Annotated in this window: 11 protein-coding genes; 3 read left to right on the top strand and 8 right to left on the bottom strand. The window is 68.2% G+C overall.

Translation table 11 applies throughout. The features are described 5' to 3' along the window. Window positions 1-101 precede the first annotated feature (101 nt). Together ilvC and I7S92_RS17600 are read left to right on the top strand one after the other, a co-directional pair. Window positions 102-1,124, top strand: coding sequence for a ketol-acid reductoisomerase (ilvC, locus tag I7S92_RS17605; protein WP_197646723.1), 1,023 nt, complete (start codon window positions 102-104; stop codon window positions 1,122-1,124). A 165-nt stretch (window positions 1,125-1,289) separates the two neighbouring features. Further along, window positions 1,290-2,330: a glycosyltransferase 61 family protein gene (locus tag I7S92_RS17600; RefSeq protein ID WP_197646722.1), complete on the top strand. Its 1,041-nt coding sequence runs from the start codon at window positions 1,290-1,292 to the stop codon at window positions 2,328-2,330. A 20-nt stretch (window positions 2,331-2,350) separates the two neighbouring features. Here the strand turns inward: I7S92_RS17600 and glmM are convergent, their stop codons facing one another. From glmM to I7S92_RS17560, 8 genes are all read right to left on the bottom strand, one after another. Further along, window positions 2,351-3,694: a phosphoglucosamine mutase gene (glmM, locus tag I7S92_RS17595; RefSeq protein WP_197646721.1), complete on the bottom strand. Its 1,344-nt coding sequence runs from the start codon at window positions 3,692-3,694 to the stop codon at window positions 2,351-2,353. Next, entirely contained in the window at window positions 3,691-4,710 is a 1,020-nt protein-coding gene (gene folP / locus I7S92_RS17590; RefSeq protein WP_197646720.1) for a dihydropteroate synthase, read from the bottom strand. Before folP ends, glmM begins: the two co-directional genes overlap by 4 nt. 25 nt (window positions 4,711-4,735) lie before the next feature. Next, window positions 4,736-5,665, bottom strand: a complete 930-nt coding sequence (locus I7S92_RS17585; RefSeq protein WP_197646719.1) for a dihydroneopterin aldolase — start codon at window positions 5,663-5,665, stop codon at window positions 4,736-4,738. Window positions 5,666-5,803: 138 nt separating this feature from the next. After that, window positions 5,804-6,406 carry a cell wall hydrolase gene (locus I7S92_RS17580; protein ID WP_197646718.1) on the bottom strand — a complete coding sequence of 201 codons (603 nt, stop codon included), beginning with the start codon at window positions 6,404-6,406 and terminating at the stop codon, window positions 5,804-5,806. Window positions 6,407-6,572: 166 nt separating this feature from the next. Then, window positions 6,573-9,146 carry a putative PEP-binding protein gene (locus I7S92_RS17575; RefSeq protein ID WP_197646717.1) on the bottom strand — a complete coding sequence of 858 codons (2,574 nt, stop codon included), beginning with the start codon at window positions 9,144-9,146 and terminating at the stop codon, window positions 6,573-6,575. Between the two features lie 90 nt (window positions 9,147-9,236). Beyond that, complete coding sequence (gene glyS, locus I7S92_RS17570) at window positions 9,237-11,435, bottom strand: glycine--tRNA ligase subunit beta (RefSeq protein WP_197646715.1); 2,199 nt, start codon at window positions 11,433-11,435, stop codon at window positions 9,237-9,239. 2 nt (window positions 11,436-11,437) lie between these two features. Next, a complete protein-coding gene (locus tag I7S92_RS17565; protein WP_354001346.1) occupies window positions 11,438-11,908 on the bottom strand; it encodes a DUF6446 family protein in 471 nt (156 codons plus the stop codon). 2 nt (window positions 11,909-11,910) lie between these two features. Further along, on the bottom strand, window positions 11,911-12,837 hold the full coding sequence (locus I7S92_RS17560; protein WP_197646713.1) for a glycine--tRNA ligase subunit alpha: 927 nt from the start codon (window positions 12,835-12,837) through the stop codon (window positions 11,911-11,913). 174 nt (window positions 12,838-13,011) lie between these two features. Between I7S92_RS17560 and I7S92_RS17555 the strand changes: the two genes are divergently transcribed. Further along, window positions 13,012-14,745: a trypsin-like peptidase domain-containing protein gene (locus I7S92_RS17555; RefSeq protein ID WP_197646712.1), complete on the top strand. Its 1,734-nt coding sequence runs from the start codon at window positions 13,012-13,014 to the stop codon at window positions 14,743-14,745. Window positions 14,746-14,868: the final 123 nt, after the last annotated feature.

Genomic DNA, 14,868 nt, shown 5'->3' with positions numbered 1-14,868 from the left:
GGAATGATCCTTTGCAGAATACGGTCTGAACGTCAAAGATTGCACGTTCCGCAGCCGGAAAACCCCTATTGTCCCGTCCATCAACAACAAGGAGACGCCCGATGCGCGTTTACTATGACCGCGACTGCGATGTGAACCTGATCAAGGACAAGAAGGTCGCCATCCTCGGCTACGGCTCGCAGGGCCACGCCCATGCGCTGAACCTGCGCGATTCGGGGGCGAAGAACCTGGTCGTGGCGCTGCGCGAGGGCTCGCCCTCGGCCAAGAAGGCCGAGGCCGAGGGGCTGAAGGTCATGGGCATCGCCGAGGCCGCCGCCTGGGCCGACCTGATCATGTTCACCATGCCGGATGAGTTGCAGGCCGAGACCTACAAGAAATACGTCCACGACAACCTGCGCGAAGGCGCGGCCATCGCCTTCGCCCACGGCCTGAACGTCCACTTCGGCCTGATCGAGCCGAAGAAGGGCGTCGACGTCATCATGATGGCGCCGAAAGGCCCCGGCCACACCGTGCGCGGCGAATACACCAAGGGCGGCGGCGTCCCGTGCCTCGTCGCCGTGCATCAGGACGCGACCGGCAAGGCGATGGAAATCGGCCTGTCCTACTGCTCGGCCATCGGCGGCGGCCGGTCCGGCATCATCGAGACCAACTTCCGCCAGGAATGCGAAACCGACCTCTTCGGCGAACAGGCGGTCCTCTGCGGCGGTCTGGTGGAACTGATCCGCATGGGCTTCGAAACCCTGGTCGAGGCCGGCTACGAGCCCGAGATGGCCTATTTCGAATGCCTGCACGAAGTGAAGCTGATCGTGGACCTGATCTACGAGGGCGGCATCGCCAACATGAACTACTCGATCTCGAACACCGCCGAATATGGCGAATACGTCTCCGGCCCGCGCATCCTGCCCTATGACGAGACCAAGGCCCGGATGAAGGCGGTGCTGCGCGACATCCAGACCGGCAAGTTCGTCCGCGACTTCATGCAGGAGAACGCCGTCGGCCAGCCCTTCTTCAAGGCGACCCGCCGGATCAACGACGAACACCAGATCGAACAGGTCGGCGAGAAGCTGCGCGCGATGATGCCTTGGATCTCCAAGGGCAAGATGGTCGACCGCGCGCGGAACTGACCACAGAAGCGTGTATCGCTGCACTTGGGCGCGCTCTTGGCGGCGCGCCTTCGCGCAAGCGAATGCAAAGCTGGAGGGGTAACGGCGCTGCAGGATCGCAGTGCATCCCAAACCGGGACATGCTATATTTTCCGTCTATGCCGACGCAGCCAACTGAGCATTTCCATGACACTCGTGCCCCGGTTTCTGCCGCTTGCCGCGCCTGTGCTGCGCCGCGTGTTCGGTTCCGCGACCCCAGATGTCGAGGAGGTTCATCCCGCTGAGACGGTCGCTGTTCGTCCGCCGCTCGCACTGCCGGGAATGTTGGACCGCGCGACCGGAACCGTCGAGGGCAACGATCTGTCTTATTACCTTGATGTCGCGATCGCCACGACTTGCACGCACGTCCCGGTGAGGCGCCATGTCTACCGCAATGCTCTGGTCCACCCGCGAGGCTTCGCTTGCCTGTGCAAGAGCGAACGCTACGGGAATGGCATTGGGCTTGCGGAACTGGCCGCACCGATCTCCGAGGAGCCCACGCTACGCTACTGCCGCAACTACGTGATCCAACGCTATTTTGGCCACTGGCTGACCGACGCCTTACCATCCGCACTGATCGATCCCGACCGCGGCGCACTATGGTTGCCCCCCTTCTCGCACTCGCAGCATGCGGACGACTATCTCGAGGCCGTTAACCTGCACGGGGTATCACATCGTCTGGTTCACGCGAGGGAGTTGATCACGTATCAGGACTATGGCCAGGGAAGCCACAAGCGAGGCCGATATGAACAGCTGCGGCAACGCCTGCTTGCCCGGTTCGGCACAGATGGAAGGGCGAAACATGTCTATATCCGGCGGGGCCGTACCGGCGTACCGCGCTGGATTGCCGACGAAGATACGCTGATCGAGGCCCTACTCGCGCGCAACTGGACAGTCCTCGATGTGGCGACGGCCAGTGTTGCCGACATGCAGCGCGTGCTGCTGTCGGCCGAAGCTGTTGTCAGCATCGAAGGCAGCCAGCTGGATCACGCGATCATGTCACTGCCGGCGGGATCGTCCATGATCGTTTTGCAGCCCTGCGACAGATTCCTGCTGCGCTATGTCGGCATGTGCCAGGCGCGCGACATCGCGACCGGCTTCGTCGTGCTCGAAGGATCGCAGGCCGAGGGCTATCGTGTCGACCTCGACGAATTACTTCGCACGGTCGATCTTGTCACCACAGCCTAGTAGCGACCGCCGCGTCAAGATCAGACCGCCGCCTGCACCGCGCCCACGATCTCGTCCACCACCTGGATCAGCAGGCCCTCGTCCTCGCATTCGGCCATCACCCGGATCAGGGGCTCGGTCCCCGACTTGCGGATCAGGATGCGGCCGCGCCCGGCGATCCGGGCCTCGCTCTCCTGGATCGCCCGCTGCACCGCCGCCACTTCCAGCGGGCGCACGCCATCCGGAAAGCGGACGTTCTTCAGAAGCTGCGGCACGGTCTCGAAGGTCCGGGTCAGCTCCGAGGCCGGCGTCCCGGTGCGGACCATCTCGGCCAGGAACTGCAGCGCCGCGATCAGCCCGTCGCCGGTGGTGGCATAGTCGGTCATCACGATGTGGCCCGACTGCTCTCCGCCCAGGTTGAACCCGCCCTCGCGCATCCGTTCGACGACGTAACGGTCGCCCACCGCCGTCCGCTCCAGCCGCAGGCCGCGGCCCTGCAGGAAGCGTTCCAGCCCGAGGTTCGACATCACCGTCGCGACCAGCGCACCGCCGGAAAGCCGCCCCTCCTCGGCCCAGCGGGCGGCGAGGAGCGCCATGATCTGGTCCCCGTCGGCGACCCGTCCGGTCTCGTCCAGGATCATCACCCGGTCGGCGTCGCCGTCGAGGCTGATCCCGACATGCGCGCCATGGGCGACCACCGCCTCGGCGGCCGTCTCGGGGTGGGTGGAGCCGCAGCGGTCGTTGATATTGGTCCCGTTCGGAGCGACCCCCACCGGGATCACCTCGGCCCCAAGTTCCCACAACACCTCGGGCGCGGCGCGGTAGGCGGCCCCGTTGGCGCAGTCGATCACCACCTTCAGCCCGTCCAGCCGCAGCCCGTGCGGAAAGCTGGTCTTGACGAACTCCTGGTATCGCCCGCGCCCGTCCTCGATCCGCTTGGCGCGGCCGATGTTTTCCGGCCGCGCCGGCAGGATCTCGCCCGCGACCATCGCCTCGATCTCGGTTTCGGCGGCGTCCGAGAGCTTGAATCCGTCCGGCCCGAAGAATTTGATCCCGTTGTCCTGGTGCGGGTTGTGGCTGGCCGAGATCATCACGCCCACATCCGCCCGCATCGACCGGGTGAGATAGCCCACCGCCGGGGTCGGCACCGGGCCGAGCAGCAGCACGTTCATCCCGGTCGAGGTCAGCCCGGCGGTCAGCGCATTCTCCAGCATGTAGCCGGAGAGGCGCGTATCCTTGCCGATCACCACCCGGTGCGCCGAGGACTCGTCGCGGCGGAAGTAGCGCCCCGCGGCCGCGCCCAGTTTCAGCGCAAGCTCGGCCGTCATCGGCCAGGAGTTCGCCCTTCCCCGGACCCCGTCGGTCCCGAACAGCTTGCGGCTCATCCCTGGTCCTCCGCCTGATCCATGTGCAGCGCCTGCCAGAGCAGCAACGCCTGTCGCGTCTCGGCCACGTCATGTACCCTTGTGATCTGCACGCCTTGCGCGACTCCCGCAAGCGCCACCGTGACCGAGCCGGGCATCCGGTCCGCCGGCGCCTCGGCCCGGCCGATCGTGCCGATGAACCGCTTGCGCGAGGTGCCGACCAGCAGCGGGCAGCCGAGTCCGTGGAACAGCGACAGTGCCCGCAGGAGCGCGATGTTGTGCGCCATGGTCTTGCCGAAGCCGATGCCGGGGTCGATGGCGATGCGCCGAGGGTCGATGCCCAGGGCCACGGCGCGGGCCAGCCGTTCGGCCAGCGCGTCGTAGACATCCAGCAGGACATCGCCGTATTGCGGATCGTTCTGCATCGTCTCGGGCAGGCCCTGGGCGTGCATCAGCACCAGGGCCGCGCCGGTCCGGGCCACGAGGCCGCCCATCGCCGGGTCGAAATCCAGCCCCGAGACATCGTTGACCACCATGGCCCCCGCCGCCAGCGCGGCCGAGGCGACCAGCGCCTTGCGGGTGTCGATCGAGATCGGCGCCTGCACGCCGCCATCCCGCAGCGCCTCGATCACCGGGGCGGTGCGGGCGATCTCCTCGGCGACCGGCACCTCGAGCGAGCCGGGCCGGGTGCTTTCGCCGCCGATGTCCACCATCTCGGCATGACGGGCGATGAAACGGGCGTGGTCGACGGCATTGGTCTGCGCCAGATAGCGGCCGCCATCCGAAAAGCTGTCGGGCGTGGTGTTCACGATCCCCATGAGGCGGGGCCGGTCCATCGTCAGCCCGGCGAAATCGGCGCGCGGCGCGGTCAGGCGGTGCAACGCCTCTTCCGGCAGGCTGCTGGCGGGGATCAGGCGTGCGGGCGCGGCGCGGGACAGGACCTCGACCCGGTCGAACCAGCACCAGCCCCCGGCAAGGGCGAAGGACCCCGCCGGGCGGACGGGATCGGTCATGACGATCGGTCTGAAATATTCCATGCGGATGCCAGTGGCCGAAGCCGTTTTACTTGGCAAGGGGGGAGTCTTGCGACTTTTCAACCGGCACGCGGCTTCCTGCCGGGACTGAAACCTCGCCGTGAACCACGAGCGCGGTGGCCGACATCATCTCGGCCAGCCAGAGCGCCAGCGTGACGGGCGAGGTGCCCTGCGGCCCGTCCACCGCGTCCAGCACCAGCTTGGACGGCGCCCAGACCACCGATTGCCCGCGCCGGATCGCCCAGTCGATCTCGGTCCGGGTCGCCACCACCACGCAGCGCGGATCGCGGGCGGCCAGCGCCCAGGCGTTCTGCTCGATGGCCAGAAGGTCGATCCGGCGCTGGGTCGGCTTGTGGCCGGTCACGGCGCGGGGAAAGTCGGGCAGGCCCACGGTCAGGATCAGCGGCAAGCCACGCGATTGCAGCGCATCCAGACGCCGCGACAGGTCGGGCGCGGCGATGGTGGCATTGTCCAGGAAGACCACCAGCGGATGCACCGCCTCGTCCCCCTCGGCGCCGGCGCGCTGGACCGGGACCTCGGCGCGCGAACGGACGATCTCCACTCCCAGCGCATAAGGGCCGACGTCCAGCTTCTCGATCCGGATGAAGACGCGCATGGCGGCGGGCTCGGCCAGGATACGCTCGGCCACCCGTTCGGCCAGGGTTTCCAGCAGGTTCAGCCGTTCGGCGGCGAGTTCGGCCGCGATCGCCTCGGTGATCCGGTCGTAGGAAAGGATGCGGTCGACGTCATCCTCCAGGGGCTCGGTCACCGGGCGGACCTCGACCACGACGTTGAAGCGCAGGCGCTGCTTGTGGCCCCGTTCCTTCTGGAACGCGCCGATATCGGCCTCGACCACATGGTCGCGCAGCGAAATCCGGTCGCGCGGGGCGGCACCGGCCGAAGCCTCGGCCCGGTCCTCGGGATGGGCGAAGGCAAGCGAGATGTCGTTCGTGGTCATGGGAGCCTCTGCGGTTCGGCCCCCTCATAACATGCGGGGCGGCAGGTCCAAGCGGGAAGACGCCGCCCAAGGCCCGCTTTGCGACCAGCCGCGCGGCGCGTTCGGACCATTCGGACCAGCTGCGCGGCTGCTTTCCAGCTAGCTGCGCGGCAGGGGCTGGCGATAGAAGAGATGCGCCCCGATCGAGGCGGTATGGGCGAACCGCTTGGACCAGCCGGGCCGGACCTGGCGGGTGTGGAAATGGGTGGCGCCATCGGTCAAGAGGCGCGGCGCCCCGTCCAGCATGGCGCGGGCGATGCGGCCGGAGAGATCGGCGGCCGCCTTTTCGCGCATCCGCTTCTTGCCGTCGCAGACATAGGAGAACTGGCAGCCCCCGCCGCCCCGCTGCTTGACCACGCCGCAGACGCTGCGCGGATAGAGCGCGCTGTCGACGCGGTTCAGGATCACCTCGGCCACGGCGACCTGCCCCGCGAGGCTTTCGCCGCGGGATTCGAAGTAGAGGGCTTCGGTCAGGCATTGCCAATCCGCATCGCCGGTGGGCGCGGGCTGGGCCAGGAGCCAGTCCATCGTCAGCCCCTCGGTCTGCGCACGGGCCGACAGGGCGGCAGAGAGATCGGGGGCGGGCAGTCGGACGAGTTCGGTTCCGATCGGCGCGGATCGGCCATCCGCAAGGGCCGGGAGGGCAAGCAGCCCTGCCACCAGCAGCGGCGCGATCCTTCGCGCCAGGACACAGAGTTTCATTCTGCTTTTCCGTCGTTGTTACAGAAAACGGCGGAAGTGACCCCCGCCTTTGCAAGCCGGCAGGGGAGTAGGGGCAAAGCGGGAGGGGGGTCTACCGCTGTGGTATTTTTAGCACGCTTTTTGCGCGAACTTCGGCGAAATCTCGCCGAAAATTCCCGGGCCTCTCTTAAGAATTACCCGCAAGTTGCGAATTGTAAAGGGTTTTCGCGCGATCCTGCAGCGCCAGGTGCGCCGCCGCCAATCGCGCCATCGGTACCCGGTAGGGAGAGCAACTGACATAGTCGAATCCCGCACGGCGGCAGAAGTCGATCGACTCGGGGTTGCCGCCGTGTTCACCACAGATGGACAATGTCAGGTCGCCCCGGGTCTTTCTCCCGCGCTCGGCGCCAATGTGCAGAAGCTCGCCCACCCCGTCGACGTCCAGGATGTGGAACGGATCCTCGGGAAAGACACCCTGGCGGACGTAGGTATTCATGAAGCGGCCCGCGTCGTCGCGCGACAGGCCGTAGGTCATCTGCGTCAGGTCGTTGGTTCCGAAGGACAGGAATGCCGCGTGCTGGGCGATCTCGCCGGCCCGGAGTGCGGCGCGCGGGGTTTCGACCATCACGCCCAGCTTGTAGTCGAAATCGGCCCCCGCCTTGGTGCGGACCATGGCGGCAACGGCGTCGATCCGGGTCTTGATCAACTCCACCTCGCGCCGGGCCGACACGAGCGGCATCATGATCTCGGGCACCACGGGCGCGCCGCGGCGGGCGCTCTCCAGCGTCGCCTCGAAGATCGCCTGGGCCTGCATGTCGTAGATTTCCGGCAGGACCACGCCCAGCCGCACCCCCCGCATCCCCAGCATCGGGTTGACCTCAGTCAGCGCCTCGGCCCGCCGCGTGACTTCCGAGAGCGGCCGGTCCAGCGCCTCGGCCAGGTCGCGCAGCCCCTCGCGGTCCGAGGGCAGGAATTCGTGCAGCGGCGGGTCGAAGAGGCGGATGCAGACCGGCAGGCCCTGCATGATCTCGAAGAGCTGCACGAAATCGGCCCGCTGCATCGGCAGAAGCCGGGCCAACGCCGCCGCGCGGTCGCCGGGGCTGTCGGCGAAGATCATCTCGCGCATGACGACAAGGCGGTCCTCGTCGAAGAACATGTGCTCGGTGCGGCAGAGGCCGATCCCCTCGGCCTCGAACCGGCGGGCGGTCTCGGCATCGGAGGGGGTGTCGGCATTGGCGCGGATGCCGATGTCGCGCACCTCGTCGGCCCAGGAGAGCAGCCTGCGGAAGCTGTCGTCCAGCGCCGGGGGCAGCATCTCGGCCGCGCCGGCCAGCGCCTCGCCCTTGGAGCCGTCCAGCGTCACCACGTCGCCCTCGCGGAACACCCGGCCATCGGCGGCGGTGAGCTTCTTGTCGCGCGCGTCGAGCCGCATGTCGCTGGCCCCCACCACGCAGGGCAGCCCCAGCCCGCGCGCGATCACCGCCGCGTGGCTGGTCATGCCGCCGCGTTCGGTCAGCACGGCGACGGCGGAATGCATGCCGCGGATATCCTCGGGCGCGGTCTCGCGGCGGACGAGGATGCAGGGCTCTCCCCGTGCCGCGCTGGCCTGGGCGGCCGAGGAGGAGAAGACCAGCCGCCCGGTCGCCGCGCCGGGCGAGGCCGCGATACCCCGGGCGATGACGTCGCGCGGGCCGCGCGGATCGACCTGGTGGTGCAGAAGTTCCGACAGTGCGCGGGGTTCGACCCGCAGGACCGCCTCTTCCTTCGGGATCACCCCGTCCTCGGCCAGCGCCACCGCGATGCGCAGGCCGGCGCGGGCGGAGCGCGGGACCTTCACCGCGTCCAGGACCGCCAGCCGGCCGTCCTCGACGGTGAACTCGACCTGCATCTCCTCGCGCAGGCGGATGCGGCAGGTCGCGCCGTATTCCACGAGCGTCTGGAAGATCTCGGGCGCGACGTCCTCCAGCGAGGGGCCGCGCGGATCGCGGGTCAGGTACAGCGCCTCGGTCGTCTTCAATGCGTCGCGGCCCTGGCTCTGGCCGAGATAGCGCCCGGTGATCTGCCGCTGCCCGGTCACCGGATCGACGAACTGGATCACGCCCGAGCCGCTGATCCCCTGCCCGATGCCCTGCGCCATCTCCTGCACCACCAGCCCCAGCGCCGCCTCCTCGGGCGCGCCCTTGGCCTGGCGCAGGAGCCGGGCCGAGGTGCCCTCCCAGGCGCGGGCCATCGAGCGCAGGACTTCGGAAAGCTGGCGCGCGGGGTCCTCGGGGAAGGGTTCGTCGGTCTCGACCTCGTATTGCCGCAGCGCCTCGCGCAGGGCGCCGGGGCCGGGCTTCAGATCGTCGAAGATGTCGGGGTCCAGCCGGGCGACATGGATCGCATAGGCCTGCACGAAGCGCAGATACAGCGCATCGGCCGCCGTCTCGCCATGTGTCTCGGCCAGCCGGGCGTGGCGCTTGGCATTGAGCCCGATGTTCAGGATGGTGGCGGGACCGCCCCAGTCGGGGTTTTCCGGCGAGGGGCGCACGGAAATCAGTGGGCCGTCGCCGAAATGGTCCAGGATCGCGGCCGTGTCCACCCCGTGCCCCGCCGCGATGGCGCGGACGGTGGTGGCGGACAGCGCGACGGATTTCGGCACCGGCAGGTCCAGCCGCACCAGCCGCTGCAGGCATTTCGCCCGCCAGCCATGACTTGCCGTCGCGATCTGCGCCGAGGGCGTGATCTGCGCGAAGTCCGGAATGGGATCGTGTTTCTGCACCGCAGCATCCTGTGTTCGCGTGCAGAATACGCCGAAACCCCTGTCACGCAAGCGCGACATGGGCTGTCGGTGACGAATCTTCGGGCGCTATCAGCCCTCGATGCGGGTCAGGTCGGCGACGCCGGAACAGACGGCGCGGATGCGGTGGAGGAGGTTCAGGCGGTTGCGCCGGATCACCGGGTTGTCGCTGTTGACCTGAACGGCGGTGAAGAAGGCGTCGATCGGCGTGCGGAGGGCGGCCATCGCGGCCATGGCCTCGGGGAAATCCTCGGCCTGTATCGCCGGGGTGATCGTCGCCTCGGCCGTGTCCAGAGCCGTGAACAGCGCGCGTTCCTCGTCGGTCTCGGCGAACTTCGGGTCGGCACCGAAGGAGTATTCGACGCCGTCCTTCTGCTCCGCCTGGGTGAGGATGTTGTTCGCCCGCTTGAAGCCCTGCAGGAGGTTCGCCCCGTCCTCGGTCTTCATCACCCCCGCCAGCGCCTCGGCCCGCTTGACGAGGAGCGTGAGGTCGTCGTTGCCAGGCATGGCGAGGCAAGCGTCGATGATGTCGTGCCGGATGCCCTCATCCTTGAGGAAGACCTTGAGACGGTCGTGGAAGAAGGAGAGGAGCGAGCCGCTCGCAGAACCCAAGGCCCTAAAAGAGAAGCGATCATTCTCCACGAAGGCTGGAACATCGGCCTCCAAGACTTCGGGGAGTCTTTCCGCGACGACTTCGTATGCCTTCATTGTCTCTTGGGCGCGCTCCGAAGGCATCACAGAAAGGGCCTCGAAGATGCCTCTGGAAATTGGTGGAACCAGCCGAAGGCGCACCCCGTTGCCCAACACCAACCGGATAACTCCCAACGCGGCACGACGCAGAGCAAACGGATCCTTCGAGCCCGTCGGCTTCTCATCGATCGCCCAGAAGCCGGTCAGCGTGTCGATCTTGTCGGCCAGCGCCAAGGCGACGGAGACCGGCTCGGTGGGAACGGTGTCGCTCTCGCCCTTCGGCCGCCAGTGGTCGCGGGCGGCGTCGGCGACCTCAGGTTTCTCCCCGGCCTCCAGCGCATAGTAGCGGCCCATCACGCCCTGAAGCTCGGGGAACTCGCCGACCATCGCCGAGCGCAGGTCCAGCTTGGCGATCCGCGCGGCCTTCTCGGCGTCGTCGGCATCGGCCCCGACCAGCGGCGCGATCTCCCGCGCCAAGGCCGCGATGCGGTCGATGCGGTCGGCCTGCGAGCCAAGCTTCGCCTGGAAGGTCACCGACTTCAGCCCCTCGGCCCAGTCGCCCATGCCCGCCTTCGCCACCCGCAGGTCGTTCTCCCAGAAGAACTTCGCATCCGAGAGCCGCGCGGCCAGCACCTTCTGGTTGCCCTTCAGGATCACCTCGCCGCCGTCCGGGGCCTCGATGTTGGCGACGGTGACGAAGCCCTCGATCCGGCCCGTCTTCGGGTTCCGAACCGAGAAGAACTTCTGGTGTTCCTTCATGCTGGTCTGCAGCACCTCGGGCGGCAGGCCCAGGAAGGCCTCGCCGATCCGGCCCATCAGGGGGACCGGCCATTCCACCAGTCCCGCCACCTCGGACAGCAATCCGGCGTCGGGCACAACCTCCATCCCGGCGGCAAAGGCCAGGTTCTGCGCGCCCTGCCAGATCGCGGCCTCGCGCTCGGCGGTGTCCAGCACCACCTTCGCCCGCTTCAGCTTGACCGCATAATCGTCGAAGCCGGTCACGGTGAAGCGGCCGAGCCCCATGAAGCGGTGGCCCTCGGTGGTGTTGCCGGCAGTGATCCCGTCCACGGTCAGCGGCACGACATGCGCGCCGGTCTCGTCGGAGAGAAGGCACAGGATCCCCTGCAGCGGCCGCACCCAGCGCAGGCTGCCGCTGCCCCAGCGCATCGACTTCGGCCAGGGGAAGTTGCGGATCGTCGCTTCCAGCACCTCGGCCACGATCCCGGCAGCCTGGCGGCCGGGCTTTTCCACCACGGCATAGAAGGTCTCGCCCTTCTTGTCCGCCCGGCGCTCCAGCTGGTCGAGCGTCAGGCCGGTGGAGCGCAGGAACCCCTCCACCGCCTGCGCGGGGGCAGAGGTGGACGGACCCTTGCGCTCCTCGCGCACCGCCCGGCTTTCGGCCGTCAGCCCCTCGATCGACAGGACCAGCCGGCGCGGGGTCGAGAAGGCCCCGGCCGAGGCATAGGTCAGCCCGGCCTCGACCAGACCGTCGGTCACCAGTTTCCTCAGGTCCTCGCGGGCGCGGGACTGCATCCGGGCGGGGATTTCTTCCGAGAAGAGCTCGATCAGCAGGTCGGGCATGATCAGTCCTTGAATTGGGCGTTCAGCTGATGCCAGGCATAGGCACGGCCGTCGGGAAAGACGGCGACGACCCGGTCGACGCCGGGGTGGATGTTCGGCTCGGACAGGAAGGCGAGCGCCTCGCCGCTCTCCAGCGCGCGGCCGATGGCCTTGGCGTCGAAGCAGTCGAAATCGGAAGGCGCGATCAGCGGTTCGGCGTCCGGATAGTTGCGGTAGGTCTCGGTCAGCATGGCCAGCGACAGCGGCGTGGTGAAGCAGGCGCGGAACTTGATCGGCGAGCTTGCGGCATCGGTCCCGGTCACATCCGCGACCAGGATCGCCTCGGGCTGGTCGCCGGCAAGCGGCACCAGCCGGATCTCGGCCCCGGGGGTGAAGGCGACGGGTTCGTAGTAGGCCCGCTCGGCGGTATACCACAGGAAGGCGCCCCCGACGGCGGCGGCAAGCAGGATCACGGCCACGGCGATGCGCCCCACATTCACAGGTCCGCCCCCGCCTCGGTCAGGCGGAAGGCGTCGGCACATTGCTTCGCCAGCGCCCGCACCCGGCCAATATAGGCCTGGCGCTCGGTGACCGAGATCACGCCCCGCGCGTCGAGGAGGTTGAAGATATGGCTGGCCTTGATCGCCTGGTCATAGGCGGGATGCGCCATGACGATGCGCTTGCCCGACTTCGGATCGTCGGGCGCAAAGGCCAGCAGGCGTCCGCATTCCTTCTCGGCATCCTCGAAATGCCGCAGCAGCATCTCGGTCGTCGCCCCGTCGAAATTGTGGCGCGAGTATTCCTCTTCCGTCTGGCGGAAGATGTCGCCGTAGGTCAGCGGGATCGGGCTCTCGGGATCGTTGAAGGGCATGTCCATGACGTGATCCACGCCCATGACATACATCGCCAGCCGCTCCAGCCCATAGGTCAGCTCGCCCGAGACCGGCTTGCAGTCATGCCCGCCGACCTGCTGGAAATAGGTGAACTGGCTGACTTCCATCCCGTCGCACCAGACCTCCCAGCCCAGGCCCCAGGCGCCGAGGGTGGGGCTTTCCCAGTCGTCTTCCACGAAGCGGATGTCGTGCAGGCCAAGGTCGATGCCGATGGCGGCCAGCGACCCCAGGTAAAGGTCCTGCAGGTTCGCGGGCGAGGGTTTGATGATCACCTGGTACTGGTAATAGTGCTGCAGCCGGTTCGGGTTCTCGCCATAGCGCCCGTCGGTCGGGCGGCGCGAGGGCTGCACATAGGCCGCCGCCCAGGGCCTGGACCCCAGCGAGCGCAGCGTAGTGGCGGGGTGGAAGGTGCCGGCGCCGACCTCCATGTCATAGGGCTGCAGCACGGCGCAGCCCTGGGACGCCCAGTAGGTCTGCAGGCGCAGGATGATCTCCTGGAAGCTGCGGGGCGTGGTGGTGTCATGCGGCATGGCGCACCTTCGCGAAACAGGGCGGACGGGTCGCGCCTTCCCTATCCATTGGCCGGTGAAGGGTCAATTCCCCGACCTGCGGGAATGTGACCGGGCACGCCCGGATATGGCTTGCCGCTGCGGCGGGGTCCACTAATGTCGGGCGCGATCCGAGACCCGATTTCAGGACCCCCGATGTTCAGACCCTTTGCCCTTGCGCTTTTCCTGGCCATGCTTGCCGCCCTTGCCCCGCGTCCCGGCCTTGCGCAGGAGGAGACCGTCTGGATCCAGATCGAGGCGCAGCCCAGCCAGGCCGAGGGCGAGGAACGGGCCCGCGCCTATGCCGCGCTGTTCCCCGAGACGGCGGGCTTCCGCCTGCGCTCCGGCTGGTTCGGCATCCTTCTCGGCCCCTACCCCGCCGCCGAGGCCGAGGCGAAGCGCAGGAGCCTGACGCGCGAGCGGCTGATCCCCTCCGACAGTTTCATCGCCTATCCGCGCAACCTTGGCGAGGCCTTCTGGCCGCCGGAAGGAAGCGCCCCGGTTCCCCCCGCGCCGGAAACCGCCGCCGCGCCGGAACCCGAAGTGCCTGCCATTGCGCTGGACGAGACCCCGCAGGAGGCCCGTGCCAGCGAGGCGCTGCTGACCGGGGACCAGCGCAAGGACCTGCAGGTCGCACTGCAATGGTTCGGCTTCTACCAGGGCGGCATCGACGGGGCCTTCGGGCCGGGCACGCGCAACTCGATGGCCGCCTGGCAAGAGGCGCAGGGGCATGAGCCGACGGGCGTCCTGACCTCGGGCGACCGCGCCGCGCTGCTGGAGGCCTGGCGCGGCGAGACCGCAGCCTTCGGTTTCGCCGAAGTGGTCGAGGAGGAGGCGGGCATCGCCGTGACCCTGCCGCTGGGGCTGGTCGAGTTCGACCATTACGAACCGCCCTTCGTCCATTTCCGCGCCCGGGCCGAAGGCGGGCCGCGCGTGATCCTGATCTCGCAACCCGGCGACCAGGCGGCGTTCTACGGGCTTTACGACATCCTGCAGACGCTGGAATCGGTGCCGATGGACGGCCCGCGCGAGCGGGGCGAGCGCGCGTTCGGCATCCGGGGCACCTCGGCCGGCGTGGACACCACCATCCGGGCCGAGTTCACCGGCGGGATGATCAAGGGCTGGATCTTCATCTCCTCGCCCGGCAACGAGGCGCGCGATGCCCGGATCCTGCGCCAGATCGAGGCCAGTTTCACTCCCCGGAACGACAAGGCGCTGGATCCCGGCATGGTCGCCATGTCGGCCGAGACCAAGGCCGGGCTTCTGTCGGGGCTCGAGGTGCGGAAACCGCGTCTCAGCCGCTCGGGTCTTTTCGTCGATGCGGCAGGCAGCGTGCTGACTACCATCGAGGCGGTCGAAAGCTGCGGGCGGGTGACGATCGACGGCAAGACCGAGGCGAGCGTGGCGCTGTCCGACGCGGCCAGCGGCCTTGCGCTCCTGAAGCCGCTTGCCCCCCTTTCGCCCCGCGTGGTGGCCGAGTTCCAGCTTGCGCCCGAACGTCCCGGGACCGAGATCATGGTCGCAGGCTATCCCTACGAGGATCGCCTGCCCGCCCCGGTGATGACCTTCGGCACGCTGGAGGAGGTGACCGGCCTGAACGGAGAGCCGGGACTGAAGCGGCTGGCGCTGCCCGCGCTGCCGGGCGACGCCGGCGGGCCGGTGCTGGACGCAACCGGCGCGGTGATCGGGATGCTTCTGCCGAAGGCCACGGCCGAGGGCCGCACCCTGCCCGAAGGCGTGCATTTCGCGGCCTCCGGTGCCGAGATCGCGCGCGTGCTGGGCGCGAGCGGTGTCGCGCCGGTGCAGGCCGACCGCAAGGCGGCGCTTGCGCCCGCGGATCTGACGGCGGCGGGGCTGGGGATGACGGCGCTGGTCTCCTGCTGGGACTAGCTGTGAATTCTCAGGAGGTTGTTCACCCGAGGCGGGGTTAGGCTGCAATCGCCAAACTCCAGCCGAGGACCCCGCAGGATGAACAACCCGCACCAAGGTGCCCGCCTTACCGTCTACAGTCGA

This window comes from Tabrizicola soli, assembly GCF_015999335.1.
Taxonomy (GTDB): Bacteria; Pseudomonadota; Alphaproteobacteria; order Rhodobacterales; family Rhodobacteraceae; genus Tabrizicola; species Tabrizicola soli.
The sequence above is the reverse complement of the archived record's forward strand: the minus strand, read 5'-3'. Positions and strand labels throughout refer to the sequence as shown.